Here is a 24,218-nt window from a genome sequence, read left to right as displayed (position 1 = left end):
CAGCCCGGCCCAAGGGGCACTAGCTTAGCCTCACGGGATGAAAACGAGGAATTGGAATGGACGCCAGACCGGCCCAAGACCAAAAGCGCGAGGTCGTCATGACCCACGGTGTTCTCAGCGAGGACCCCGAGGATCTGTTTCACGGCACCGGGCTGCGGGTCGTGCGCGCCGTCCTGCACGAAGCGGTGCTGCGGCTGTGGAGCGATGATGCTTTCGGCATGGCCGGAAATGTGGCCTTTCGCGCGCTGCTGGCGATCTTTCCGTTTCTGATCTTCACCAGTTCGCTCACTGCCTTTGTCGGCGACCGGTCGATGGCCGACGACCTGATCCATTTCCTGATCGCCATCGTCCCCCCTGCCCTGATCGAGCCGATCGTGTCGGAGGTGGAAAAGGTCATGACCGTGCCGCGCGGCGATCTGCTGAGCGTGGGTATCCTGCTGACCGTCTGGTTCGCCGTGGGCGGGGTCGATGGTGTCCGTGTCGGATTGAATCGCGCCTATGGGCTGCGCGAAACGCGGTCGGTCTTTGCGATCTATGCGGTGCAGGTGGCCATGGTGCTGCTGGCGAGCCTGATCCTCGTGATCGTAGGGTACCTTTTGGTGCTGGCCCCGCGGGCCGGGTCTTGGCTGCATATGCTGATGCCGGGCTTCGATCCGCGCTCGGTCACCGTGGGGCTGGTCCGTTTTCCCGCCTCGGCGACGATCCTGCTGGTCGCGCTTTTTGCCGCCCATGTGATCCTGCCCGCACGCCGCACCAAGTTTAACAACATCTGGCCCGGCGTGGTGGCCACCGCCGTCGCTTGGACGGTGCTGGCGGTGCTCTTTTCATCCTATCTGCGCAGCTTTGCCACCTATTCCAGCTATTACGCGGGCATGGCAGGGATCATCGCGGCGCTTTACTTCATGTATCTCGCCGCGCTGGTGCTGATCTTTGGCGGAGAGTTGAACCGCGCGTTACGCATCCGCAGACTGGCCCGCGCGATGAGCGATCAGCCCTGATCCCCCGCGCAGGGCGTGCCCGCAGCGCCCCAAACCGTCACGTCATGCACCAACGCATCGAGCGTCCCTTCGGGCACCGATCGCCCCGCGCCGGGGGCGAACCCCCAGTTCACGAAGGCCGAGTTTTGCAGGTGATCGACCAATGAGGCGATGTCATGCCCGTCGTTGTTCTCAGGATCGCGCAACTGGATGCAGACCTCGGCTGAGGATTTGCCGAACCACGCCAATTCTACCGGCGGCAGCCGCCAAGCATCGTCGATATGCGGCGGGGCATGGGGCACCGTGTTCGCGGCGGCAGAGGTGACGTGGCAGGCGTCGCAAGGGATGCTCTCGGCCCCAATCCGGCTCTCGCCCGCGCGCACATTCATGCCGTGCACCGCCTCCGGCCCATAGCCCAAGCCCTGCCACATCGGCTCCCCCTCTTCGCCGACATGGCAATTGGTGCAACGCGGATGCGCGGTGACGGTAAAAATCCGATCCCAAGCGGCCAGCCCTTCGGCGCGATCAGGCGCCTCCTGCGCAAAGGCGGGGACGGCCAGCATGAGTGCGGCGCAGATCGATAGATATCTCATGCGAAATCCACGGATTTGGAGAGGGGAAGTTCACGGATCCGTTGGCCCGTGGCGGCGAAGATTGCATTGGCCAGTGCGGGGGCGGCGGGCGGCACCCCCGGCTCGCCAATGCCGCGCAGCTTGCCGCCATTCTCCAACCCGCGCACCTCGATCTTCGGCGTTTGATACAGCCGCAACCCTTCATAGAGGTGATAATTGTCCTGCTGCGGCACCCCGTCGCGATAGGTCAGTTCGCAGTTCATCGCATGGCCCAAACCCCAGATCACCGCGCCGGAGAGTTGCGCCTCGAAGTTCACCGGGTCCATCACGCGGCCCACTTCGGCGGCGACGAAAACGCGGTCGATCTTGAGGCCCGCGTCGGTCTGGCTGACCTCGACCACCTCGGCCACCGGCACGCCGAAGGACAGGCAGAACGCCAGCCCCCGGCCCCGCCCCGGGCCAAGGTCTGTGCCCCAGTCCGACATCTCGCCCACGGCCTCCAACACCCCGCGCGAGGGCGCATGGCTGCAGAGCCGCAACCGCTCCTCCAACGGATCGACGCCTGCGGCATGGCACATCTCATCCATGAAGCTTTCGTGCAGGAAACCGTTGCCCGACGCCCCGACCGACCGCCACGAACTCACCGGCACCATTGCGGGCACCCGGTGGCCGGTCACACGGTAGTCGGGGATCGCGAAGGGCTGATCCCACGCGCCCGCTACGATGGCGATGTCAGGGCCGAAAACCGGCTGGTTCAACCGCGCCATCTGCGATTCCGCCGTCGAAGGTGCCGCGATGGCCAAATCATAGGCCGCGATCTGCCCCTCCGAGACTTTGCCCCGCGCCCGCGCCATGGCCAGCGGGCGGGGGAAGTCATGGGTGAAATCCTCCTCGCGCGACCAGACCATCTTGATCGGCGTGCCGGGTAGTTGCATCGCCACTTCGACGGCGCGCAGGGTATAGTCATCCTCCAACCGCCGCCCGAAACTGCCGCCTGACATCAGCACATGGATATGCACATTCTCAGCGTCGATCCCGGTCAGCGCGGCGACATTCGCCTGCATGAAACGCGGGATCTGCGTGCCGGTCCAGATATCGACGCGGGCCTTCTCCAGCTTCACCACCACGCTCATCGGCTCCAGTGGGGCATGAGCCAGATAGGGGATGCGGTACTCGGCCTCCAACACCTCCCCATCGGCCAGTGCTGCGGTGACATCGCCGTCATCGCGAAACCGGCTGTCCTGCCGGTCATCGGTGAAGGAGGCCGCCACGGCTTTGAATTGATCCGCCGTGTCGCCGATATAGGGCGACGGGCCCCAATCACATTTCACCGCCTGCGCGGCCTGAAAGGCCCGCCACGTATTGTCGGCCACCACGGCGACGCCGCCGGTGATGGGCAAGACCGCCTTCACACCGCGCATCTTTTCGGCGCGGCCCGCGTCAAAGCCCATGATCGCCCCGCCCTGCGCCGGGTTGGTGCGGGTCGTGGCGTGCAGCATCCCCTCCATCACCGTGTCGATGCCATAGGTCTGGGTGCCGGTGGATTTGGCCATGATATCGGTGCGCATCTGCGTCTTGCCAAGGTGCCGCCACGCGCCGGGGTCGCGCAGCGTGACCTCGGTCACCGGGTCGATCTCCGCCGCGGCGGCGGCGAGGTCTTGATAGGCCAGCCGCATGCCGTCGGGCAGCACCACCGCGCCCGCCTCGGTCTTGAGTTGGCTCCGCTCTAGCCCTGTCTGCGCCACGGCGGCAGCCAACAGGGTTTCGCGGGCCACGGCCCCTGCCATGCGCAGCCGGTCGTACATATCCGGCACGGTGGAACTGCCGCCGGTCAATTGCAGGCCGAGCAGCTTTCCCGCCACATCCGAGGCGCCGCGCCCGGTCCGCGCCAGCAGCGTTTCCGAGGTCGCGGCAATCGGCATCGCCTCTACCCCGACCACGCCGTTGTAATAGACCGGCGAGGGCGGCCCGGGCGTGATCTGCACCGTATCAAGGTCGACATCCAATTCCTCGGCGATCATATGGGCTTGGATCGAATAGGCCCCCTGCCCCACATCGGCGCGCGGGGTGATCAGGGTGACGCCGCTTGCATCAATCTTGACATAGGGCGTGATCGCCGCCGCACCGGGCGGTAAGCCTTCAAGCAGCGGGTTCTTCAGGTCACGTTTGTACAGATAGGTGCCAAAGGCCACGCCCCCGGCAATGGCGGCGGAGCCAACGATAAAGCTCCGGCGGGTGATGGTGCGCAGGCGCGACATGTCAGGCCCCCCGCAGCCGCGCGGCGGCGCTGTGAACAGCGGCGCGAATGCGCGGATAGGTGCCGCAGCGGCAGAGGTTCCCGCTCATCGCGGCGTCGATCTGATCGTCGGTCGGCTCGGGGTTCAGGTCCAGAAATGAGGCCGCCTGCATGATCTGCCCCGATTGGCAGTAACCGCATTGCGCGACCTGATGCTCCACCCATGCCGCCTGCACCACATGCAGCGCCTCGGGCGTGCCCAATCCTTCGATGGTGGTGACATCGCCGTTCACATCCGCCGCCCGCAATTGGCAAGATCGCACGGCCAGCCCATCAACATGCACCGTACAGGCACCGCATTGCGCGATGCCGCAGCCGTATTTCGGCCCGGTGATCCCCAACTCATCGCGCAAAACCCAGAGCAGCGGCATGTCGTCTTCCACGTCCACCTCGTGGACCGTGCCGTTAACCGTCAATTCCATCGGTGATCCTTCCGCGCTGGTGCCCCCAATGTAGCGGGCAGCGCCTATCGCGCAAGACCGCGCGAAGCGGGTCGCGCAGCGTCATCTTGGCGGGGCGGGCATGGCGGCGGGTGCCGCCGTTTCGCTTATTCGAGGTCTTGCGCCGTCAGCGCGCGGTGGATCTCGCGGCGGACCAACTTGCGCACATTGCGGGTGATCCGCTCGCCCAAGGCCCCCTGAAGCTCGGCGCGGACGATCTCGGTCACCATGTCGCGCAGTGCTTCCTCGTCGAGGAACTGATCCTCGCCCGCGCTGCCCGCCTCCTGCGCGGGGGCGGCATAGTCGAATTCCGGCGCGGTGGCGGCGGGATCGGCCACACGCGGGCCGCTGTCGGCGAAACGGCGCACCTGCTCTTCGAGCTGCGGTGTCGTGGGCTGCGGACGGCTTGGGGCGGGCGTCTCAGCCTCTACCGTCGCCGTATCGGCAATCGGGGCCTCAGGCGCGTCAAGCTCCGCATCGTCTTTCCACTCCATCGCCGGAGGTTCGGTGCCGGAATAGTCATTATCGCCGGGCGCGTCCGGATCCCAATCATCAGAGATCTTGCCGATGGCCGTCTCGAGCGCCGCCAGCTTGTCGCTGCGGCTGGCCCCGGTCGCCTTAGCCACCGCGTCGGAAACGGCGCGGGCCCGGGCCTCATCCGCGGTCTCGGACGCGGGGGTGCGATAGTCTTCGGCATGCAGATCGCTCGGATCGTCATGCAGCATGTCATAGTCCAAGGGCGAGACCTTGGCCGGATCAACGGCAGCGGCCTTTGGGCGATCCTCGCCATCGGAGGTGGCGACCCTGAGCGCGGGGGTCAGCACCAACCGGTCGCTCGACGCCGCGGGAGCCTTGTCGGCAGGCGGGGCCGCGGGGTGACGGGCCGAGACGAATGGACGCTCTGCCTCATCGACACTGTCTTCCGCTTCGGTCTGCATGGCTTGGGTCAGGCTCAGCGGCTGTTGCGCGGCTTTGGGTGTTTCACCGACGCCCTCGTCAGAAGCGGGACGCGCCGTGCCGCCCGAAGCTGTGCGCAGCGACAGGTGCGGGGTGAAATCCTCAGAGGTCACGCTGTCCGATGTCGGCTCGTCCAATGCGCCCCGCATGCTTTTGAACGCGGCCCCGGTGTCATCAGCAGAATTGCCAGCCTCTGGCTTGGAAACCGGCGTAGGGTTGGACGTTTGCAGGGGACGCTTGTCTTCGGACACCAATCGGCGAATCGACGACAGGACGTCTTCCACCTCCGCGTTTGTGACGGGTTCGGACATATTTCTCTACCACTCTTGCCTCGCGGATAGCTTAACCGCGTGGGAGGATTCTCACAATGGGGCGGTGCAAAATGCCAAACGACCGCGCAAAACGTCAGTCTTTTTGCAGCGCGCGCAGCACCCGATCCAGCGCTTGGCCCTCTTTCGAGTATTTAGCAGGGGCGTCCTTAACAAGGTTGTAATAGGCCCCCGCGTCATAGATCTGCACCGGCAGTTTCAGGTCCTGTGCGGTCAGACGACCAGTGGCCGCCAGCACGGAATAGGCCGCCACATAGAGGTTGGCGCGGGCCGACACGCGGGTCGATTCCGCATCCAGCAACGATTGCTCTGCATCCAGCACGTCCAAGGTGGTGCGCGCGCCGAGGGTGGCTTCCTCGCGGACGCCGCGGAAGGCGATACGCGCGGCCCTGATCTGCCGGTCCGAGGCTTCCAACTGCGCCCGCGCCGAGGCCAGCGCGGCATAGGCGTTGCCCACCTCCTGCTCAACATCTTGGCGCACCACATGCAGGTTCGCGCGCTGCGCGTCACGCTGCGCCATCGAACTGCGCACGGCCGAGGACAGGGCCCCGCCCTGATAGATGGTCTGACCGACCTCCACCCCAACGCTGCCGCTACGGGTATAGGCCTCGCTGTCGAAAGTCTCGTTCAGACCATATTGCCCGTTCAGCGTGATCCGCGGGGCCATGGCGGCCTCATTGGCTTCGACGCTGAGATCGGCTGCCGCCACCTGATGCTGTGCGGCGATGATCGACGGGTGAGTGCGCACAGCCAAAGCCTTGGCCGAGGCGAGGTTGCCGCCGACATTCGGCAGGCTCGGCGGTTGGCTGAGGTTGCCCGGCGCGTGGCCCACGGCGTTGCGATATTCCTCAACCGCGCGCAGCAGCACGCCTTCGGCGCCCGCCAGCCCGCTGCGGGCATTGGCAAGCTGCGCTTCGGCCAAGGCCACATCGGTGCGGGTGACTTCGCCCACGTCGAAACGATCCCGCGCGGCGCGCAATTCCTGCGTCAGCAGCCGCAGGTTATTGTTGCGCAGCTCGACCGTTTCCGAGGCTTCGATCACGCCCATATAGGCCGCAACCGCGCGCAGCAGGACTTGTTGTTCTAGGTTGACCAAGGCCTGACGGGTGGCCAGCACGGTCTCTTTCGCCGCCTCCACCCGATAGGCGCTTGCCCCGAAATCATAGAGCAACAGCTCGCCGATCAGGCTGATCGAGGCTTTCAGGCTTTCCGTCGACTGCGCCGGCAGAAGAGAGGAACTGCGCGTGGTGCCAAAGCTCTGCGTCAGCCCGGCGGCCCACCGCAGCACAGGTTTCAGTGTCGACTTCGCCGCGGCCACATCCTCATCGGCGGCACGCAAAAGCGCGCGGTTCTGCTCCAGCAGGCCGGAATGCTCATAGGCCCCCACCAGCGCATCGGCCAATGTTTCAGCAGCAGCCACACGCGGCAGGGCAGCGCCGCTGGCGAGGACAAGGCTCACCGGCACGGCGATGGCAAAACGTTTGAGGGATTTCGTAAAACTGTTCGCGCTCATGGCTCAATGCCCCTGAATGGCTTTTATAGACCTTTGGACCGGCCCGTAGGCCGATCGGGGCGGGTGCCCCTCCCCTGAAGGCGAAGTGGCGCGCGGTATGATCGGCGCGCCATCCTGTCGCTTACAGCTGGAATTCTGCCTGACGTTCAAAGCCACGCAGCACCGGCGCACCGGCGTTGAATTCGGGCCGCCAAGACACCTGACCGCCGCGTTTATAGCCCACGCGCACCTCGCCCAGACCCCGCTCCATAAAGAGACAAGCGATCCGCCCGCCCTCTTTCACCTGCTCCACCAGCGCTCCGGGCAGTTCACCCACCGCACCTTGGACGATGACCACGTCATAGGGCCCATGCTGCGGCGCGCCCTCGGTCAGGGGCGCCACATGAACAATCACATTATCCGCTCCCGCCTGCGCCAGCGCTTCTTGCGCTTCGGCGGCCATGGCTTCGTCTTCCTCAACGGCGACGACAGCTTCGGCCATATGGGCGATCACAGCGCTGGAATAACCCATGGCGCAACCGATATCGAGCACGAGTTCCTCATTGGTGATGTCGAGGTGATCGAGCATCTTGGCCAATGTCCGCGGGTCGAGCAGCACCCGATCCTGCCCCAGATCGAGGTTTTCACCCAGATAGGCAGCCTCGCGCTGTGCCGCCGGCACGAAGTCTTCGCGCTGCACGGTCAGCATCGCGTCGATGATTGGAAACTTGGTCACATCCGAAGGACGAACCTGCGTATCTACCATGGTTACGCGGCGGGCGGCGAAATCACTCATCAGCTAAACTCATTCGTTCAGGGTGTCTGAAGAGTGATGTGCCACATTGCCGGGCCAGCGGCAACGCCCTGACCGCATTTTCGCGCGCATATGGGTCTTGCGGCCTCCTTCGTGATCCGTTAGCAGTGCGCCAACCACCGGTCGGCGAGTTGGCGGAGTGGTTACGCAGCGGATTGCAAATCCGTGTACACCGGTTCGATTCCGGTACTCGCCTCCATTTCCACGACATAAGCGGCTACGCGATACCGCCCCCCCCCCGGTGAAACCACTATTCGCGCGCGCTCCTCTTAAAAGCCACCCAGGACCCCTCGTCATCAACGGCGCGGCCATGCCTCACCCCCCACCACCTTTCCCCGCCGCCGCCAAAACCTCGCGCAACTCATCCTCATTCCGGTAGCCGATCAGAATACCCGCCGTCGCCTCGCCCATCGTGGCATCGCTGGCTGCGATCTTGGCGTCGGAGATGGTGGTGCGCTGAGCGGTGCGGCGCGTCCAGCGAAACAGCAGTTGCTCTAGCCGGGCGCGCTCAGGCGCATGGGCGGGGTCGGCCCCCAGATCGTCCAACTCATCGGGATCGCTCTCAAGGTCGAACAGCATCGGGCGGAACCCTTCGGCAAAGACGTATTTCCACCGCCCGTCGAAAAGCATCGTCAGCTTGGCGTCCCTCACCTCGACCCCCAAGCGTTTGCGCACGTCGCGCTGCGCGTAGTCGTATTCCGAGACCACGAAATCGCGCAGCCCTTCGGCCTTGCCATGTAACAGCGGCAAGAGGGATCGGCCCTCGATGATATGCGGCACGGCGGTGCCGCCGAAATAATCAAGGATGGTGGGCACCACGTCGATCGCCTCGACCAGTGCTCTGGACTTTGCTCCGCGTGTCGCATCGGCCTCGGGGCGGGGATCAACGACGATCATCGGGATGCGCGCGGAGGGGTCGTGAAAAAGCTCCTTCTCGCCCATCCAGTGGTCGCCAAGGTAATCGCCGTGATCCGAGCTGAAGACGATCATCGTATCATCCGCGACCCCCTCTTCGGTGAGAAACGCCATCAGGCGACCGATCTGGTCGTCAAGCTGTTTGATCAGCCCCATATAGGCAGTCAGAACCCGGCCTCGGGTGGCATCATCGGAAAAGGCTTGGGAAACGCGCTCCTGCATGAATGCGCCATAGACGGGATGCGGATCGCGCTTCTCCGCCGCGCTTCGCACCGGGTCCAGATGGCTCTCGGGCCCATAGAGATCATGGTAGGGCGCGGGGACGATATAGGGCCAATGTGGTTTGATATAGCTCAGGTGCAGACACCACGGCTGATCGCCGGCCTCGCGGATGAAATCCATGGCGCGGCCCGTGATATAGGGCGTCTCGCTCTCCTCATCCGCGGCGCGGGCCGGTTTGTCGGCATGGTCCAAAAACCAGCCGCTCAGGATATTGCCCTCTGCGTCCTCGGCGCTGTTGGCGACGGAATGCCAGGGGTTCTCATCCTGCCACCCGCGGTCCTTCATATGCGCGTCATAGGCGGGGTTGCGGGCGTAGGGCCCGCCGTCGGGGTGCAGCCCGTCGTCCCGCTCATAGGGTTCGAACCCGCATTCCGAAATCAGCACGCCAATCTCGCTGTCGGGCGACAGGCCAAGGCGGCGCAACCCTTCGATATCGGCGGCCATATGGGTCTTGCCGCAAAGCGCCGTGCGCACACCCAAGGGGCGCAGATGGTCGCCCAGCGTCATCTCCCCCACTTTCAGCGGGATGCCATTCCAAGTCGACCCATGCGAGCTGACATAGCGGCCTGTGTAGAACGACATGCGCGAAGGGCCGCAAATTGGCGATTGCACATAGGCGCGGTCAAAAAGCACCCCGCGCGCGGCCAACGCATCGATATGCGGCGTGTGCAGATGCGGATGGCCGGTGCAAGAGAGGTAATCCCAGCGAAGCTGGTCACACATGATGAAAAGAACGTTCTTGGGCATGGGCCGCTTTCCCTGTGATGGTCCTTCGCGCGCCCTGCCCGCGAAGCGTTGCGTCGTGCTGCGACTTGATTTTGGCCCGCCTGACAATGCTTTGCAGTTTCCGGCCCAAATTTAACCAAATTTTTAGCATTCACGGCCCAACCTTCACCAGGACGATGGGAAAGGCAACTCAAGCCGCGCAAAGCGAGGATGCCAGAATGGACAGCACGCAAAGGATACTTGTCACCGGCACGGGCGGTTTCATCGGCTTTCACCTTGCCCGGCTATTGCTGGCCGAAGGCGCACGGGTGCAGGGCTATGATGGGATGACCGATTACTACGATGTCGCCCTGAAACAACGCCGCCACGCGATGCTGCTTCAGCATGAGCATTTCACCACCAAAGAAGCGTTGCTGGAAGACCGCGAGACCTTCGACGCGCTGGTTGATGACTTTGCCCCCGACATGATCGTGCACCTTGCCGCACAGGCGGGCGTGCGCCACAGCATAGACCACCCCCGCGCCTTTCTGGAGGCGAATATCACCGGCACCTTCAACGTGATGGAGGCTGCGCGGCGGTTGGAGGTGAAACACCTGCTCATGGCCTCCTCCTCGTCAATCTACGGGGCCAATACCGATATGCCTTTCGCCGAGACCGGGGCCACCGACCGGCCCCTGTCGATCTACGCCGCCACGAAAAAGGCGAATGAGGGGATGGCCCATGCCTATGCTCATCTCTGGGGTCTGCCGACGACGATGTTTCGGTTTTTCACCGTCTACGGGCCTTGGGGGCGGCCCGACCTTGCCTTGAGTAAATTTGTCGAAGCGATCCTCGATGGCCGCCCGATCGACATCTACAACCACGGCGAGATGTACCGCGATTTCACCTGCGTCGACGATCTGGTGCGCGCCATCCGGCTGCTGATGGATTGCGTCCCGCCGCAACCGGGCACGGCGCCACCGCCGCCGGACTGGGATTCGCTCTCCCCCGCGGCCCCCTACCGCGTGGTGAATATCGGCAATTCCAAAAAGGTGCGCCTGCTCGATTTCGTCGAGGCGATCGAAGCCGCGCTCGGCAAACGGGCGGTCCGCAATTACATGGGGATGCAGATGGGTGACGCCCCCGCCACATGGGCCGATGCGACCCTGCTACATAGGCTCACCGGCTACCGCCCACAGACCGACATTCACGAAGGCATCGCGCGTTTCGTCGCTTGGTTTCGGGATTATCACGGCAGATAGCCGCAGCGCTTAGTGCTGGTGCTGCTGGCGGACGTAGTCCATCACCGCACCCCTGACCGACATCTCGCCCTGCTCTCGTGCGGCATGGATGACCGCGCGCACGTCGTCGAGATTGCAGCGCCGCAGCAGGCTTTTGACCGGCCCGATGGAGGCCGGGCGCATCGACAGGGTCTTGAGCCCGATGGCCGCGAAACACAGCGCCTCGACCGGGCGGCCCGCATCCTCCCCGCAGAAAGACAGCGCGGTATCTGTTTCGGCGCAGCGTTCTACGATGCCCTCAAGGAAGGTAAGAAAAGAGACGTTCAGCGTGTCATAGCGCCGCCGCACCCGTTCGTTCTCACGGTCGGCGGCGAAAAAGAACTGCTTCAGGTCATTGCCCCCGATCGACAGGAACTCGACCTCTTCAAAGAATTTCTTTGGGGCAAAGGCGAGGCTGGGGGTCTCCAGCATGGCGCCGACCTCCAGCTTTTCGGGCAAGACATGGCCAAGAATACGCTCACGCTCCATCGCTTTGTCGACCTCGGCGCGGGCGGCGCGGAATTCCTCGAACTGGGCGATAAAGGGGAACATCACCGCCAGCGGGCGGCCCGCGGCGGCGCGGATCAGGGCCTGCAACTGCATCCGCATGACACCGGGCTTGTCCAGCCCCACCCGGATCGCGCGCCAGCCGAGGGCCGGGTTCGGCTCATCATGGGGCTTCATATAGGGCAGCACCTTGTCCGACCCGATGTCGAGCGTGCGAAAAACCACGCGGCGGCCATGGGCGGCGTCAAGCACACGGGCATAAAGCGCGGCAAGCTCGGTCCGGCGGGGCATCTGGTTGCGCACCAGAAACTGCAATTCGGTGCGGAAGAGCCCCACCCCTTCGGCCCCCGACCCTTCGAGCGAGGGCAGATCGGCCATCAGACCCGCGTTCATCTGTAGGCTGATGATCCGCCCGCATTTCGTCTCAGCCGGTTTATCGCGGATCGAGGCATAGCGTTCCTGCGCCGCCGCCTGCATCGCGATTTTGTCGCGAAAGGCCGTGGCCACGGTATCGTCCGGGCGCAGATGCACCACGCCCTGCTCACCGTCGACCATGATGTGATCGCCGTTCAGCGCGTCATTGGTCACGCGGCTGGCATGGACGATCAGCGGAATCGCCAGCGCCCGCGCGACGACAGCGGCGTGCGAGCCGACCGAGCCGCCCTCCAGCACGATGCCGCGCAGCGACCGCCCGTAATCCAGCAGTTCCGCCGGGCCGATGTTGCGCGCCACGAGGATCGGATCGACCGGCATCTCGGCCCCGGTATCGCTGCCCTGCCCCGTCAGATTGCGCAGCAACCGGTTCGACAGATCATCAAGATCCGACAACCGCTCGCGCAGATAGGCATCATTGACCTGCCCCAGACGGGCGCGGGCCATGGATTGCTCTTTCTCGACCGCGGCCTCAGCACTCAGCCCGCTTTGAATATCCTCCACCATGCGCCGCATCCAGCCTTTGGAATTGGCGAACATGCGGTAGGCTTCGAGCACCTTCTGCTGCTCTTTGTCGGCGGTAAGGCTTAACAGTTGGTCAACGCTGAGCCGCAATTGCTCGACCGCTTCGGTCAGCCGCTCCGTCTCACGTTCAGGATCGTCGGCAATGGGGTTGGAGACCACCACCCGCGGCTCATGCAGCCAGACGTGCCCCTCGGCCACGCCCTCCTGCCCCACGGTGCCGCGCAGCAGCACCGGTTGGCTATGCCGGGCCGACATTGCAGCCCCCTCGCCGACAAAGGCGCCAAGCTCGGCCATTTCGGCCAGCACCATCGCGACGACCTCAAGCGCATAGACCTCATCAGCGGAGAACTCCCGCGCGACTTTGGACTGTACTACCAGCACGCCCAGCGTCTCACCCAGACGTTGCACCGGCACCCCAAGGAAGGAGGAATAAATCTCCTCCCCCGTCTCGGGCATGAAGCGGAAACCGGCGGCTTGGGGCGCATCGGGCGTGTTGATGACCGTGCGCCTCTTGGCGACCCGACCGACCAGACCTTCGCCCAGTTTCATGCGCGTTTCATGCACCGCCGCTTCGTTCAGACCTTCGGTGGCACAAAGCTCAAGCGTGTCTTCGTCGCGGAACAGATAGATCGAGCAGACTTCGCAGCCCATGGAGTTGGCGATCAACTGGGTGATCTTATCCAGCCGCGCTTGGCCCGCCACATCGCTGGCCATCGCATCACGCAGCCGCCCCAGCAGCTTGCGGCTTTCTGTCTCAACCCGTTCGGCCATATGATCCGGTCCCTGTCCCTCTGGAGCAGGGTTTAGCGCACTCGCGCAAGGATAGAAATGCTATTCGCGCCATACCCTACATCCTCAGCCAGCATATCGGCGGGATGCTGCAGTTTTACGCAAGGGGTCACCTTGCGTAAAACCCGTGTCATCGCAGGTGTTTAGGCCGCTTTATCAAGCTCGAAAGCGTCGTGCAGGGCTTGCACGGCCAATTCCATATACTTGCGGTCGATCAACACGCTGATCTTGATCTCGGAGGTGGTGATCACCTTGATGTTGATCCCCTCGTCCGAGAGCACCTTGAACATCTTGGCGGCCACGCCGGTGTGGCTGCGCATGCCGATCCCCACCACGGAAACCTTGGCCACGGCCTTGTCGGCGATCAACTCCTGATAGTTGATGATCCCCTCTTCATGGGCCTTTTCCATCGCCTTTTCAGCGCGGATCACCTGATCGACGGGGCAGGACCACGTCATATCGGTGCGCCCCTCTTCGGAAATGTTCTGAACGATCATATCGACGTTCACGCCGCCCTCGCTGAGCGCGGTAAAGATCGTCGCCGCGATGCCGGGGCGGTCCGCCACGGACACCAAGGTCATCTTTGCCTCATCACGGGAAAACGCGACCCCGGCCACCACATTGCTTTCCATGATTTCCTCCTCATCGCAGACGAGCGTCCCGGCGTCGTCAGATTGTTCTTCGAAACTGCTCAGCACCCGCAGTTTAACCTTGTAGCGCATCGCCAGTTCGACCGAACGGGTCTGCAAAACCTTCGCCCCGAGAGAGGCCAGTTCCAGCATCTCCTCAAAGGAAATCTTGTCAAGTTTGCGTGCTTTGGATTCGACCCGCGGGTCGGTCGTGTAGACGCCGTCCACGTCGGTATAGATATCGCAGCGCTCCGCGCCAAAGGCTGCGGCAAAGGCGACAGCGGTCGTGTCAGACCCGCCCCGGCCAAGCGTGGTGATCCGGCCCTGCGGGCTGATGCCCTGAAAACCTGCGACCACGGCCACCTTCATGCCTTCGCCGAACTTGGCGTTGATGTTGTCGGTGGGGATCTCTTCGATCCGCGCGGCGGAATGGGCATCGGTGGTGCGCACCGGCACCTGCCAGCCCTGCCACGAACGTGCGGGCACGTCCATTTCCTGCAAAGTAAGCGCCATGAGCCCGGCGGTGACATTCTCCCCGCTCGACACGATGGCGTCATATTCGCGCGCATCATAGAGCGGCGAGGTCTCATTGACGAAGCCGACCAGCTTGTTCGTCTCGCCCGACATGGCGGATACGATGACGATCACGTCATAGCCCTTGGCCACCTCGACACCGACGCGCTTTGCCGCGCGGCGGATACGGTCCAAAGTGGCAACCGAAGTCCCACCGAATTTCATAACCAGAACAGGCATATTGTCCCCCGCGCAACAGTCCAGCGCGGTCTAAGCCCACGGCACGGCAAGGGCAAGCCTATTTAACATGACGTTATGTAGCGCCGCCTAGAACGGATGCGCGCGGCCGTCCCATGTTTCGAAACAACCCGTCTGGGCGATGTCCAGCGCGGCGATCCGCCCGGCGAGGCCCTGCGCCGAGTCCTCAACGCTGATCTCGCCCTGATCGCCGCCCATATCGGTGCGCACCCAGCCGGGGTGGTAAATGCCCACCGCGATGCCCTCGGGCTTCAGGTCCACCGCCAGATTGCGCCCCAGATTGATCGCCGCCGCTTTGGAGGCACGGTAGATATAGCTGCCCCCCGGCGCCCGCGTCTGGGAGCCCATCTGCGAGGCAATGATCGCGATTTTCGCCCGCTGCGCCGCCCGCAGGTTGGGCAGCAGAGACTGCACGGTGAGGAAGACCCCGGTCACATTGGTCGCAAAGCTCTGCGCCCAGAGGTCGGGGCCAAAGCCGGTATCCAAGTCATCGCCCTTGTCGAGATACACACCCGCATTGCAGATCAGCAGGTCCAGCGGACGGTCTTGCAGGCTTGCGGCGAAGGACGCGTGGCTTGCCGGGTCGGTCACGTTCAGCACGGCCTGCGCGCCTGCGCCGCGTGCGGTGCCGATCACCTCTTCGCCCGCGCCTTTATACTGGCGGGCCAGCGCCGCGCCGATGCCGCGGCTGGCGCCTGTGATAACGATGGTCATGGGCGATCCTTTATGAAAATGGGCCTTTAGGAAAGTTGGCGTTTGGGTTTGAACGGGAGCGGCATCAGGGGCACGCCCTCCGCCACCAATTTCCGCGCCTGATCCAGCCGCGCTTCGCCATAGATCGGGCGCTCGGGGGTGCGCCCTGCGTGCATGTCCCGCGCCTCGCGCACGAAATTCTTGCCGACGTAATCGGAGGTGGATTCGACCTTTTTGCGCAGGGCCGTCAGCGCCTTTTCCACATCACTTGCCGGATTGGACAGGGCCGGGGCGGGTGTCTCGGCGGGTTGCGGTTTTTCCGCCGCTTCCGGCGCAGCCGGGGCGCTGCCGCCTGAGGTGACCCGCGGGGCCATCAGCGATTTGCTCACCTCCGTCGACCCGCAGACCGCGCAGCTCAGATGGCCCGCACGGGCGAGGCTGTCAAAGGCTGCCGCAGATTGAAACCAACTTTCGAAACCATGCCCGGCCTCGCATTTCAGTGCATAACGGATCATTCGCCCGGTCCTCAAACTCTCTGCTTTAAATGGGCTGCAGCGCGAAAGAGGTCAAGACAAGCGCGGGCGCGGCGCGCATCGAAACGCCGCGCGGTCAGCCCGCCAAACCACCGCTGCGCGGATCGAAATCACGGATCAGCCGCGCCAGATCGGGGGCCTCCACCAGCCGCGCGGCCTTGCGGCGCGAACACCACATCCGCTTGCGCTGTCCCTTCTCGGGGAAGTGTTTGGCCAGCGCCTTGACCTTTACCGGGTAGAGCATCGCCAGACAGGGCAAGGTCCCATCCGCGCCGGTTTTGGCATAGCTGTAGACGCCCAAACATTGCCCCCGCGCCTGCCCCACGACGCCGCCTTCCTCCCAAGCCTCGACCAAGGCCGAGGCGGCAGGGGTCTTGCCCTCCATCGGCCAACCCTTGGGAATGATCCAACGTTTGCTCCCGCGCGAGGTGATCAGCAGGATCTGCAACTTGCCCCGTTTTCGACGCCAGCAGAGCGCCGCGAATTGAATGCGCAGTTCATCCTTCTGTCCGCCGTTCAAGGATATCGGAGCCTGTTTCACCATCCGTTGCAGCCGCGCCCCTTGGCAGGTTGTTTCCCTTAGACCCTAGCGCGGCGATCCCCGTCTGGCCATATCCCCTTGCCCCCTTTCATCGCATCAAAGATACTACCAAAATGATAAGATTGTCCGCTCTTCTGACAGTGCTTTGCAGCCTTGCCTTGCCCCTTCGGGCCGAGGCGCCCGTGACGGTCTTCGCCGCCGCCAGCCTGCGTGGCGCGTTGGAGGAGGTCACGGCGGATTTCCCCGCGCCGGTGGTGCTGTCTTACGGCGGGTCGGGCACGATGGCACGGCAGGTCGCCTCCGGGGCGCCCGCCGATGTGGTCTTGCTGGCCAATAGCGACTGGATGACATGGCTCGCGGACAAAGGCGTTGAGGGGGCCGGGAATGCGCAGATCATCGCCCGCAACCGCCTCGTGCTGATTGCCCCCGCCGACAGCGCCCCACTTGCCGATCCCGCCGAGCTGCCCGCCCGGCTAGGCGCCGAGGGGCGGCTTGCCATGGGGCAACGCGATGCCGTTCCCGCAGGCAACTATGCCCGCGCCTGGCTGACCCATTCCGGGCTTTGGCAGCGGCTGCAAAGCCGTTTGGCCGAGACCGACAATGTCCGTGCCGCACTGGCGCTGGTCGCGCGGGGCGATGCGCCACTTGGCGTGGTCTATGCCAGCGATGCGCAGGCCGAGCCGGAGGTGCAGACCATCTACGAGGTCCCTGCCGAGGCCCATGCCCCGATCACCTATCCCGCCGCGGCGTTGACGCCCGAGGGCAAGGCACTGGTCGATTTTCTGACCACCGACGCGGCTCAGGCGATCCTTGTGGACCACGGGTTCCTTCGGGCCGATCATGGATCTTGACGCCGCCGCTTGGGCCGCGCTCTTGCTGTCGCTGCGGGTGGCGAGCGTGGCGATGCTTTGTTCGCTGCCGCTGGCGCTCTGGGTCGCGTGGATTCTCGCCCGGAAAGAGTTTCGCGGCAAAGGCGTGCTGAGCGCGCTGGTCCATCTACCGCTGGTGCTGCCGCCCGTGGTGACGGGCTATCTGCTGCTGCTCAGCTTTGGCCGCAACGCGCCTTTGGGCCGCCTGTTGGAGAGCCTCGGCATTGGTCTTGCCTTTCATTGGACGGGCGCGGTGCTGGCTGCGCTGATCATGGGATTCCCGCTGATGGTTCGCGCCATGCGGCTGGCGATTGAGGCGGTCGACCCCCGGATCGAAGACGCCGCCGCCACCCTCGGCGCCCCGCGCCTCAGCGTATTTTGCCGCGTCACCCTGCCGCTGATCTTTCCCGGCATCCTCGCCGGGGCGGTGATGGGCTTTGCCAAGGCGATGGGTGAATTCGGCGCCACGATCACCTTTGTCGCCAATATCCCCGGCCAGACCCAAACCCTGCCAAGCGCGATCTGGACGGCCTTGCAGGTGCCCGGCGGTGAAAACCGCGCACTGGCCATGGCGGCGTTGGCCGGTCTGGTGGCGCTGGCCGCGGTGCTGCTGTCCGAAGCATTGGCGCGGCGGGTCGCCAAACGCATCTCGGGGGCGCGCTAATGCTGGAGGTCACGCTGCGCCATGGGTTCGACGGCTTCGATCTGGACCTGTCTTTCACCACCCAAGGCGGGATCACCGCGCTTTTCGGCCGCTCCGGCGCGGGCAAGACCACGGTGATCAATGCGCTTGCCGGATTGCTGCGCCCCGATGTCGGGCGCGTGGTGCTGGACGGTGAGGTGCTATTAGATACGCAGCGCGGCATCTGGGTGCCGCCGCATCGCCGCAGGCTGGGCTATGTCTTTCAAGACGCGCGGCTTTTTCCCCATTTGGACGTGCGCGGCAACCTAACCTTTGGCGCGCGCTATACCCCGCGCGGCAGCCAAGGCGCGGGTTTTGCCGATGTCGTGGCGCTTCTGGGGCTTGAGCCCCTGCTCGACCGTGCCCCGGCAACGCTTTCAGGCGGAGAAAAACAACGTGTCGCCCTTGGCCGGGCGCTGCTGTGCCATCCGCGTATGCTGTTGATGGACGAACCGCTGGCCAGCCTCGACGGTCCGCGCAAGCAAGAGATCCTGCCCTATCTCGAACGGTTGCGCGACGGGGGGTTGGGCCTGCCGATCCTCTACGTCAGCCATGCGGTGGATGAAATTGCCCGCCTCGCCGATCGCTTGGTGCTGCTGCAGAACGGGCGGCTGAAGGCCCAAGGCGCGCTGTTCGACGTGATGGCCGACCCGGCAGCCGTGCCGCTGCTGGGCGTGCGCGAAGCGGGCGCGGTGCTGGAGGCCGATGTCATTGCCCATGCCGAGGATGGGCTTTCGACCCTCGCCGTGCGGGCGGGGCAGTTGGAGCTTCCCGGCGTGCAAGCGCCGGTGGGCGCGCGGGTGCGGCTGCGGGTCTTGGCGCAGGATGTGATCCTGTCGCGCGCGCGGCCCGAGGGGCTGTCTTCGGTCAACATCCTGCCCGTGCGGGTCGAGGCCGTGCATCCCGGCGACGGCCCCGGTGCGGCCATCGCGCTCGACGCAGGCGGAGACCGGCTTTTGGCGCGGGTGACGGCGCGGGCGGTCCGCGACCTTGATCTGCGCGCGGGCATGGGCTGCTATGCCATCCTCAAGGCCACCACCGTGGCCCCGGGCAGCATCGGGCGCTGATCACAGTTTGGGCGGCGTCCTGCCCATTTTCTTGCGTAGGCGGGCGACCAGTTCCTCTTGCGGGATATCCGCCTCTATCGCCAGTTTGCGCAGGCCGAAATGCACATGGGCCATGTCCTGATAATAGCTGGTATAGGCATAATTCGTCGCAGCCCCAGCTACCGCACCCAACACCGGCACCGCCTGCGCGGCAAGCTTTTGCCCCAGCACCAGCGCCAGACGCGGGGCCACCCGGGCAATCACCGCATTCATCGCGCGGCCCGTGAGCGCCATGCGCACGGTAAGAAACCCCAGATCGGCGCTATCGTCATCCGCCAGCGGCCCGGCGGCGGTAAAGACATGCACGCAGTCGAACTGCACATTCTCCGCCGAGGGATCGAACCCATGTTCAGCCGCCACCCCTTGGATGACCCGCAACAGAAGCGTGGTGGTCACCGGCAGTTCGGCCAAGGCGGTCGGCAGCCCCCCGGCCCCGCCTGCGGCGCCCATCGCGGTCGAGACCGCTTGGTTCAGCCAACCCTGCCGGTCTTTCACATAGCTGCGGCTGGAATGGGCGGCCTGCATGGCATGGCCAAGCGCCTTCATCGTCGCCCCTTCAAGGTTGCGGCGCACCGCCCCCGGCAAACGGTCGATCAACCCATCCGCGCTGCCGCCGATGAGGTTGAGCACATGGATGCCCACGCCCCCGGCCTGTTTGTAGCGGCGGGCGATCTCATCCAGCCGGGCATCGACATCAATGGTGCTGGGCAGGTTGCTTTCGATCTGCATGGGCGTCCCTCTTTGAGCTTAGGCTCAATGTGGGTCGCGGGCGGGGTAAAATCAATCGTGCCAGCGGCGAACCTTGCCCGTCACCCCGGCCCAAGCCCCCTCGGCCAGGGCGCGACCCAAGATCCGCGCAGGGTTCGTAGGCGGGGGCATCTCGACCCCCTGCAACAGGGCAAAGCCGAAGCGGTTGTAATAGGGCGCGTCGCCCACCAGCATCACACGTTCCCAGCCCAGCGGGGCCGCCTGCGCCAGCGAGGTCTCGATCAGCCCCGCGCCCAGCCCTTCGCCCTGCCTTGTGGGGTGCACCGCCACCGGCCCCAGCAAAAGCGCCTTCGCCGCGCCGATGCGCACGGGCCAATAGCGGATCGCCCCGGCCAGAATTCCGCCGCTGTCACGGGCCACATGGCTGAGCCCCGCCACCGGCGGCACGCCATCGCGCAGACGGTAAGACGACAGCGCCTCGCGCCCCGGCGCGAAACAGGTGTCATAGAGCGCTTCGACCTCCCAATGGTCGGTGGGCACCTCCGGGGTCATCTTGTAAGGCGTCTGATGCAAGGCCGGAGGCTTTCGGGAGCAATTGCGGGTGGCGCTGGACGTAGCATGAGGCTAGCCATGGGTGCAAACCATCAAGGAGTGTACATGTTCTATCGTCCCAAAGACGGCCATGGTCTGCCGCATAACCCGTTCAACGCCATCATCAGCCCCCGCCCAATCGGCTGGATCTCCACCCGTGATGGCGCGGGCCGCGACAACCTCGCGCCCTATTCTTTTTTCAACGCCGTCGCCTATGTGCCGCCGCAGGTGATGTTCGCCTCGACCAGCGCCAAGGAAGACGTGGACGGCACCAAGGACTCCGTGGCCAACATCCGGGAGACCGGGGTGTTCTGTGTGAACGTGGTGGAATATGCGGCGCGCGACGTGATGAACGTGAGTTCTGCCATGCTGCCTCATGGCGAGGATGAATTTGCCCGCGCCGGGATCGACAAGGCCGAGTGCGAACAGATCGCCTGTGCGCGGGTGGCCAATGCGCCGGCCAGTCTTGAGTGCAAGCTGACCCAGGTCGTGCAACTGCCAGGCGAGGCGAATTTCGCGGTTTTCGGTGAGGTCGTGGGCGTGCATATGCGCGACGATTGCGTGGTCGACGGGCGGTTCGACGTGACGCGGTTCCAGCCGCTGTCGCGTTTGGGGTACCGCGATTACACGGTGGTGCGGGATGTGTTCGAGTTGAAGCGTCCGGATGATTGATAAGGGCCATCGCCTGCCCGCGGGTGGGTGATCCAACGCTCAGCTCGGGCCACTTTATTGCTCAGCCGTGATGTGCGTTCTCAGTGTCGCGCCTCGCCTCGCCGGATCGCCTACCCGTGGGGCGGGCAGGCGATGGCCCGGCGCCTGCGGCTTGTTCCGGGCCGGGTGGCAAACTTGACCAAGAAGTTGCTGACTAAGAAGGCTACAAATAACCCGGCACCTCTCGGCGCCGGGTTTTCTTATCAGTGTCCGCCCAGAACCCCGGTGCGCACATCGTAATCAACCGCCAATTCGTAATCGGGGTCGTCATCGCTATCGACCATCAAATGCCCCGCCTTGTTCAGCAGACGGTGACAATCCCGGCTGAGGTGGCGCAGTTGCAGACGTTTGCCCGCGGCCTCGTATTTCGCGGCCATCGCTTCGATCGCCTGTAGCGCGGATTGATCCACCACCCGGCTGTCGGCGAAATCGACGATCACCACCTCGGGGTCCTTCTCCACGTCGAAAAGCTCGGCAAAGCCGTCGGAAGAGCCGAAGAACAACGGCCCGTGGATCTCATAGACCTTGGCGCCCTTCTCGGTCACCGAGTCCCGCGTGGTCGCGTGGATACGGCGCGCGTTGTTCCACGCATAGGCCAGCGCCGAGACGATCACGCCGACAACCACCGCCACGGCGAGGTCTTCCATCACGGTCACCACGGTCACCAGAATGATGACGAAAGCATCCATCAGTGGCACTTTGCGCAGGATGGTGAGCGAGTTCCACGCGAAGGTGCCGATCACCACCATGAACATCACACCCACCAAAGCGGCCAGCGGAATAAGCTCGATCACCGAGGAGCCGACGAGGATGAAGAGCAGCAGGAACACCGCCGCCGCGATCCCGGCGACACGGGTGCGACCGCCGGATTTCACGTTGATCATCGACTGGCCGATCATCGCACAGCCGCCCATGCCGCCGAAGAAACCGGTAACCGTATTGGCCACACCTTGGGCGATACATTCTTGGCTCGCGCCGCCGCGCTTGCCGGTGAGATCCCCGACGAGGTTCAGGGTCAGCAGGCTTTCGATCAGACCGATGGCCGCGAGGATGACGGCGTAAGGCAGAATGATCTCGAAGGTCTCCCAAGTCAGCGGCACCATGGGGATATGCAAGCTCGGCAGGCCACCTTGGATCGACGCCAAGTCACCCACCCGCGGCACGTCGAGGCCGAAACCGATCACCACGGCGGCAATCACCCCGATGCCCGCAAGCGGCGCGGGGATCACCTTGGTGATCCGCGGGGTGATCCAGATGATCGCCATGGTCGCCGCCACCAGCGCCAGCATGAGGTAGAGCGGCTGGCCCGAAAGCCATTCACCACCGCCCACGCCATGACCGGTGTCGACCATGGTGCCGGGCACTTTGAACTGGCTCATCTGGGCAAGGAAAATCACGATCGCCAGACCATTGACGAAGCCCAGCATCACCGGATGCGGCACCAGCCGGATGAACTTGCCCCATTGCATGACGCCCGCGAAAATCTGCAACAGCCCCATCAACACGACGGTGGCAAAGAGGTATTCGACCCCGTGCTGCGCCACCAAGGCCACCATGACCACCGCAAGCGCCCCGGTCGCGCCCGAGATCATGCCGGGCCGCCCACCGATCAGCGCGGTGATGAGACCCACGAGAAAGGCGGCATAGAGCCCGACCAGCGGGTGCACCCCGGCGACGAAGGCAAAGGCCACCGCCTCGGGCACCAGCGCCAGCGCCACGGTCAGCCCCGACAGCAGTTCGATCCGCAGCCGCCCGATGGAGAAACCGTCATCCGGCATCCAACGCAGATCGGTCACATCGAGGTTCTTGGCGAAATTGTGCAGCGTGGCGCGCATGGGGGCGTCCTTTGACTTTCGGAAAACGGGTATAGCGCCCTGACCGCGGATGCGGGGCGCTTTTGGCTGCACCTAGAGGAATTTCGCCCCAAAGAAAAGTGTCTTGGCGACGGGGCCACGGAAGTTGCTGCAATGCAGAAACACTTTCACCCCCTCGCCTGACGCAGTCGTGTCTTGCCTCTCGGCAAAAACACTTGATCCCCGTGGCATTCTATGAGGTTCTTTGACCCTTACCCGCAACCATCCAAGGCACAGGCTTACCCCTCATGACAGATACGAAAATCGCCGTGATCGGCGGCTCCGGCATTTACGACATCGACGGGCTTCAGGATGCCGATTGGGTCACCGTGGAGACGCCATGGGGCGCACCCTCGGATCAAGTGCTGACCGGCACGCTGGATGGGGTCGCCATGGTCTTTCTGCCGCGCCACGGCCGCGGGCATGTGCATACGCCGACCTCCGTCCCCTACCGCGCGAATATCGACGCGCTGAAACGGCTCGGCTGCACGGATGTGATCAGCGTCTCGGCCTGCGGGTCGTTCCGCGAGGAGATGGCCCCGGGCGACTTCGTGATCGTCGACCAATTCATCGACCGCACCATGGCGCGCGAGAAGAGCTTCTTCGGCCCCGGCTGCGTGGCCCATGTCTCGGTCGCCCATCCGACCTGTCCGCGCTTGGGGGACGCCTGCGAGACCGCAGCACGAGACGCGGGCATCAACGTGCACCGGGGCGGCACCTATCTGGCGATGGAGGGGCCGCAATTCTCGACGCTCGCGGAATCCAAGATATACCGCGACAGCTGGGGGGCGGATGTGATCGGCATGACCAATATGCCCGAGGCGAAACTCGCCCGCGAGGCGGAGCTTTGCTATGCCAGTGTCGCGATGATCACCGATTACGACAGCTGGCACCCGGACCACGGCGAGGTGGATGTGACGCAGATCATCGCCACGCTGATGGGCAACGCCGACAAGGGCCGCGCCATGGTCTCGCGCCTGCCCGCGCTTCTGGGGGCCGAGCGCGCGCCCTGCCCGCACGGCTGTGACCGGGCGCTGGAGTTTGCGATCCTGACCCAGCCGGATGCGCGGGATCCGGAATTGCTGGCCAAGCTGGATGCGGTGGCGGGGCGGATGCTTTGACCGCAGGCGGCGACTTTGCTTGGCTGAGTGCGGAAGGTATTTAAGAAAGGATGAAGGGAGGGGGGTGGCGCCTCTTCCTGGATGTTGTGCGGGGGGCG

22 protein-coding genes and 1 tRNA gene are annotated in these 24,218 nt (G+C 64.4%); 8 read left to right on the top strand and 15 right to left on the bottom strand.

The genetic code is table 11. The annotated features are described in order from the left end of the window. The first annotated feature begins 56 nt into the window (after nucleotides 1-56). On the top strand, nucleotides 57-998 hold the full coding sequence (locus ACGYLA_RS07555; RefSeq protein ID WP_394431557.1) for a YihY/virulence factor BrkB family protein: 942 nt from the start codon (nucleotides 57-59) through the stop codon (nucleotides 996-998). Here ACGYLA_RS07555 and ACGYLA_RS07550 read toward each other — a convergent pair. From ACGYLA_RS07550 to ACGYLA_RS07525, 6 genes are all read right to left on the bottom strand, one after another. After that, nucleotides 989-1,570, bottom strand: a complete 582-nt coding sequence (locus ACGYLA_RS07550; RefSeq protein WP_394431555.1) for a hypothetical protein — start codon at nucleotides 1,568-1,570, stop codon at nucleotides 989-991. The two genes, ACGYLA_RS07555 and ACGYLA_RS07550, sit on opposite strands and share 10 nt — an antisense overlap. Further along, entirely contained in the window at nucleotides 1,567-3,807 is a 2,241-nt protein-coding gene (locus tag ACGYLA_RS07545; RefSeq protein WP_394431553.1) for a molybdopterin cofactor-binding domain-containing protein, read from the bottom strand. The genes ACGYLA_RS07550 and ACGYLA_RS07545 overlap by 4 nt, the downstream gene beginning before the upstream one ends. Nucleotide 3,808: 1 nt before the next feature. Further along, nucleotides 3,809-4,267 carry a (2Fe-2S)-binding protein gene (locus ACGYLA_RS07540; protein WP_271693201.1) on the bottom strand — a complete coding sequence of 153 codons (459 nt, stop codon included), beginning with the start codon at nucleotides 4,265-4,267 and terminating at the stop codon, nucleotides 3,809-3,811. Nucleotides 4,268-4,392: 125 nt separating this feature from the next. Then, nucleotides 4,393-5,553 (bottom strand): hypothetical protein, encoded by a 1,161-nt coding sequence (locus ACGYLA_RS07535; RefSeq protein WP_394431551.1) that lies wholly within the window; start codon nucleotides 5,551-5,553, stop codon nucleotides 4,393-4,395. Nucleotides 5,554-5,647: 94 nt separating this feature from the next. After that, nucleotides 5,648-7,084 carry a TolC family outer membrane protein gene (locus ACGYLA_RS07530; protein WP_394431549.1) on the bottom strand — a complete coding sequence of 479 codons (1,437 nt, stop codon included), beginning with the start codon at nucleotides 7,082-7,084 and terminating at the stop codon, nucleotides 5,648-5,650. 121 nt (nucleotides 7,085-7,205) lie between these two features. Continuing rightward, nucleotides 7,206-7,859, bottom strand: a complete 654-nt coding sequence (locus tag ACGYLA_RS07525) for a protein-L-isoaspartate O-methyltransferase (RefSeq protein WP_394431547.1) — start codon at nucleotides 7,857-7,859, stop codon at nucleotides 7,206-7,208. Between the two features lie 143 nt (nucleotides 7,860-8,002). Between ACGYLA_RS07525 and ACGYLA_RS07520 the strand changes: the two genes are divergently transcribed. After that, nucleotides 8,003-8,076: transfer RNA gene (locus ACGYLA_RS07520), tRNA-Cys, on the top strand. A 116-nt stretch (nucleotides 8,077-8,192) separates the two neighbouring features. On the opposite strand, the gene ACGYLA_RS07515 is transcribed toward ACGYLA_RS07520, so the two are convergent. Beyond that, the gene (locus tag ACGYLA_RS07515; protein ID WP_394431545.1) at nucleotides 8,193-9,821 is read right to left on the bottom strand and encodes an alkaline phosphatase family protein; all 1,629 of its coding nucleotides are present in this window, start codon (nucleotides 9,819-9,821) and stop codon (nucleotides 8,193-8,195) included. Between the two features lie 197 nt (nucleotides 9,822-10,018). Here ACGYLA_RS07515 and ACGYLA_RS07510 point away from each other — a divergent pair, with 197 nt between their 5' ends. Further along, nucleotides 10,019-11,041, top strand: a complete 1,023-nt coding sequence (locus tag ACGYLA_RS07510; protein WP_394431543.1) for an NAD-dependent epimerase/dehydratase family protein — start codon at nucleotides 10,019-10,021, stop codon at nucleotides 11,039-11,041. Nucleotides 11,042-11,050: 9 nt separating this feature from the next. Here ACGYLA_RS07510 and ptsP read toward each other — a convergent pair whose 3' ends face one another. The 5 genes from ptsP to ACGYLA_RS07485 all read right to left on the bottom strand — a co-directional run bounded on the left by ptsP (nucleotide 11,051) and on the right by ACGYLA_RS07485 (nucleotide 16,482). Beyond that, nucleotides 11,051-13,294 carry a phosphoenolpyruvate--protein phosphotransferase gene (gene ptsP / locus ACGYLA_RS07505; RefSeq protein ID WP_067263814.1) on the bottom strand — a complete coding sequence of 748 codons (2,244 nt, stop codon included), beginning with the start codon at nucleotides 13,292-13,294 and terminating at the stop codon, nucleotides 11,051-11,053. Nucleotides 13,295-13,455: 161 nt separating this feature from the next. Next, nucleotides 13,456-14,694, bottom strand: coding sequence for an aspartate kinase (locus ACGYLA_RS07500; protein WP_136720516.1), 1,239 nt, complete (start codon nucleotides 14,692-14,694; stop codon nucleotides 13,456-13,458). Nucleotides 14,695-14,781: 87 nt separating this feature from the next. Next, nucleotides 14,782-15,426, bottom strand: coding sequence for an SDR family NAD(P)-dependent oxidoreductase (locus ACGYLA_RS07495; protein ID WP_394431540.1), 645 nt, complete (start codon nucleotides 15,424-15,426; stop codon nucleotides 14,782-14,784). A 26-nt stretch (nucleotides 15,427-15,452) separates the two neighbouring features. Next, nucleotides 15,453-15,920, bottom strand: a complete 468-nt coding sequence (locus ACGYLA_RS07490) for a DUF1178 family protein (RefSeq protein ID WP_394431538.1) — start codon at nucleotides 15,918-15,920, stop codon at nucleotides 15,453-15,455. Between the two features lie 94 nt (nucleotides 15,921-16,014). Then, entirely contained in the window at nucleotides 16,015-16,482 is a 468-nt protein-coding gene (locus ACGYLA_RS07485; RefSeq protein ID WP_067267814.1) for an NUDIX hydrolase, read from the bottom strand. Nucleotides 16,483-16,592: 110 nt separating this feature from the next. On the opposite strand from ACGYLA_RS07485, the gene modA reads away from it, so the two are divergent. Genes modA through modC form a run of 3 tightly spaced genes read left to right on the top strand, consistent with a single transcriptional unit; the run spans nucleotide 16,593 to nucleotide 19,097 of the window. Next, a complete protein-coding gene (modA, locus tag ACGYLA_RS07480; protein ID WP_394431536.1) occupies nucleotides 16,593-17,330 on the top strand; it encodes a molybdate ABC transporter substrate-binding protein in 738 nt (245 codons plus the stop codon). Continuing rightward, on the top strand, nucleotides 17,320-18,012 hold the full coding sequence (gene modB / locus ACGYLA_RS07475; RefSeq protein ID WP_394431533.1) for a molybdate ABC transporter permease subunit: 693 nt from the start codon (nucleotides 17,320-17,322) through the stop codon (nucleotides 18,010-18,012). The genes modA and modB overlap by 11 nt, the downstream gene beginning before the upstream one ends. Then, nucleotides 18,012-19,097 (top strand): molybdenum ABC transporter ATP-binding protein, encoded by a 1,086-nt coding sequence (gene modC / locus ACGYLA_RS07470; protein ID WP_394431531.1) that lies wholly within the window; start codon nucleotides 18,012-18,014, stop codon nucleotides 19,095-19,097. Before modB ends, modC begins: the two co-directional genes overlap by 1 nt. On the opposite strand, the gene ACGYLA_RS07465 is transcribed toward modC, so the two are convergent. Then, complete coding sequence (locus tag ACGYLA_RS07465) at nucleotides 19,098-19,865, bottom strand: EcsC family protein (protein ID WP_394431529.1); 768 nt, start codon at nucleotides 19,863-19,865, stop codon at nucleotides 19,098-19,100. It lies immediately after the preceding gene. Between the two features lie 51 nt (nucleotides 19,866-19,916). After that, nucleotides 19,917-20,396 (bottom strand): GNAT family N-acetyltransferase, encoded by a 480-nt coding sequence (locus ACGYLA_RS07460; RefSeq protein WP_394431664.1) that lies wholly within the window; start codon nucleotides 20,394-20,396, stop codon nucleotides 19,917-19,919. 105 nt (nucleotides 20,397-20,501) lie between these two features. Here ACGYLA_RS07460 and ACGYLA_RS07455 point away from each other — a divergent pair, with 105 nt between their 5' ends. Then, nucleotides 20,502-21,107, top strand: coding sequence for a flavin reductase family protein (locus tag ACGYLA_RS07455; protein WP_394431527.1), 606 nt, complete (start codon nucleotides 20,502-20,504; stop codon nucleotides 21,105-21,107). Nucleotides 21,108-21,349: 242 nt separating this feature from the next. Here the strand turns inward: ACGYLA_RS07455 and ACGYLA_RS07450 are convergent, their stop codons facing one another. Further along, on the bottom strand, nucleotides 21,350-22,981 hold the full coding sequence (locus ACGYLA_RS07450; RefSeq protein ID WP_394431525.1) for a SulP family inorganic anion transporter: 1,632 nt from the start codon (nucleotides 22,979-22,981) through the stop codon (nucleotides 21,350-21,352). 266 nt (nucleotides 22,982-23,247) lie between these two features. Here ACGYLA_RS07450 and ACGYLA_RS07445 point away from each other — a divergent pair, with 266 nt between their 5' ends. Then, nucleotides 23,248-24,120, top strand: a complete 873-nt coding sequence (locus ACGYLA_RS07445) for an S-methyl-5'-thioadenosine phosphorylase (protein WP_394431523.1) — start codon at nucleotides 23,248-23,250, stop codon at nucleotides 24,118-24,120. Nucleotides 24,121-24,218 lie beyond the last annotated feature (98 nt).

Source organism: Sulfitobacter sp. 1A13679, assembly GCF_043557115.1.
In the GTDB taxonomy this organism is placed as follows: domain Bacteria; phylum Pseudomonadota; class Alphaproteobacteria; order Rhodobacterales; family Rhodobacteraceae; genus Sulfitobacter; species Sulfitobacter faviae.
This window is presented reverse-complemented; position numbering and strand designations above follow the sequence as displayed.

What these genes read in the sequence shown, in the direction of transcription:
- ACGYLA_RS07515 (WP_394431545.1), bottom strand. Translation starts at nt 9,821, where the DNA reads ATGCCCAAGAACGTTCTTTTCATCATGTGTGACCAGCTTCGCTGGGAT.
- ACGYLA_RS07500 (WP_136720516.1), bottom strand. Translation starts at nt 14,694, where the DNA reads ATGCCTGTTCTGGTTATGAAATTCGGTGGGACTTCGGTTGCCACTTTG.
- ACGYLA_RS07530 (WP_394431549.1), bottom strand. Translation starts at nt 7,084, where the DNA reads ATGAGCGCGAACAGTTTTACGAAATCCCTCAAACGTTTTGCCATCGCC.
- ACGYLA_RS07545 (WP_394431553.1), bottom strand. Translation starts at nt 3,807, where the DNA reads ATGTCGCGCCTGCGCACCATCACCCGCCGGAGCTTTATCGTTGGCTCC.
- ACGYLA_RS07535 (WP_394431551.1), bottom strand. Translation starts at nt 5,553, where the DNA reads ATGTCCGAACCCGTCACAAACGCGGAGGTGGAAGACGTCCTGTCGTCG.
- ACGYLA_RS07510 (WP_394431543.1), top strand. Translation starts at nt 10,019, where the DNA reads ATGGACAGCACGCAAAGGATACTTGTCACCGGCACGGGCGGTTTCATC.
- ACGYLA_RS07495 (WP_394431540.1), bottom strand. Translation starts at nt 15,426, where the DNA reads ATGACCATCGTTATCACAGGCGCCAGCCGCGGCATCGGCGCGGCGCTG.
- ACGYLA_RS07525 (WP_394431547.1), bottom strand. Translation starts at nt 7,859, where the DNA reads ATGAGTGATTTCGCCGCCCGCCGCGTAACCATGGTAGATACGCAGGTT.
- ACGYLA_RS07540 (WP_271693201.1), bottom strand. Translation starts at nt 4,267, where the DNA reads ATGGAATTGACGGTTAACGGCACGGTCCACGAGGTGGACGTGGAAGAC.
- ptsP (WP_067263814.1), bottom strand. Translation starts at nt 13,294, where the DNA reads ATGGCCGAACGGGTTGAGACAGAAAGCCGCAAGCTGCTGGGGCGGCTG.
- modB (WP_394431533.1), top strand. Translation starts at nt 17,320, where the DNA reads ATGGATCTTGACGCCGCCGCTTGGGCCGCGCTCTTGCTGTCGCTGCGG.
- ACGYLA_RS07445 (WP_394431523.1), top strand. Translation starts at nt 23,248, where the DNA reads ATGACAGATACGAAAATCGCCGTGATCGGCGGCTCCGGCATTTACGAC.
- ACGYLA_RS07485 (WP_067267814.1), bottom strand. Translation starts at nt 16,482, where the DNA reads ATGGTGAAACAGGCTCCGATATCCTTGAACGGCGGACAGAAGGATGAA.
- modC (WP_394431531.1), top strand. Translation starts at nt 18,012, where the DNA reads ATGCTGGAGGTCACGCTGCGCCATGGGTTCGACGGCTTCGATCTGGAC.
- ACGYLA_RS07550 (WP_394431555.1), bottom strand. Translation starts at nt 1,570, where the DNA reads ATGAGATATCTATCGATCTGCGCCGCACTCATGCTGGCCGTCCCCGCC.
- ACGYLA_RS07465 (WP_394431529.1), bottom strand. Translation starts at nt 19,865, where the DNA reads ATGCAGATCGAAAGCAACCTGCCCAGCACCATTGATGTCGATGCCCGG.
- modA (WP_394431536.1), top strand. Translation starts at nt 16,593, where the DNA reads ATGATAAGATTGTCCGCTCTTCTGACAGTGCTTTGCAGCCTTGCCTTG.
- ACGYLA_RS07455 (WP_394431527.1), top strand. Translation starts at nt 20,502, where the DNA reads ATGTTCTATCGTCCCAAAGACGGCCATGGTCTGCCGCATAACCCGTTC.
- ACGYLA_RS07490 (WP_394431538.1), bottom strand. Translation starts at nt 15,920, where the DNA reads ATGATCCGTTATGCACTGAAATGCGAGGCCGGGCATGGTTTCGAAAGT.
- ACGYLA_RS07555 (WP_394431557.1), top strand. Translation starts at nt 57, where the DNA reads ATGGACGCCAGACCGGCCCAAGACCAAAAGCGCGAGGTCGTCATGACC.
- ACGYLA_RS07450 (WP_394431525.1), bottom strand. Translation starts at nt 22,981, where the DNA reads ATGCGCGCCACGCTGCACAATTTCGCCAAGAACCTCGATGTGACCGAT.
- ACGYLA_RS07460 (WP_394431664.1), bottom strand. Translation starts at nt 20,396, where the DNA reads ATGACCCCGGAGGTGCCCACCGACCATTGGGAGGTCGAAGCGCTCTAT.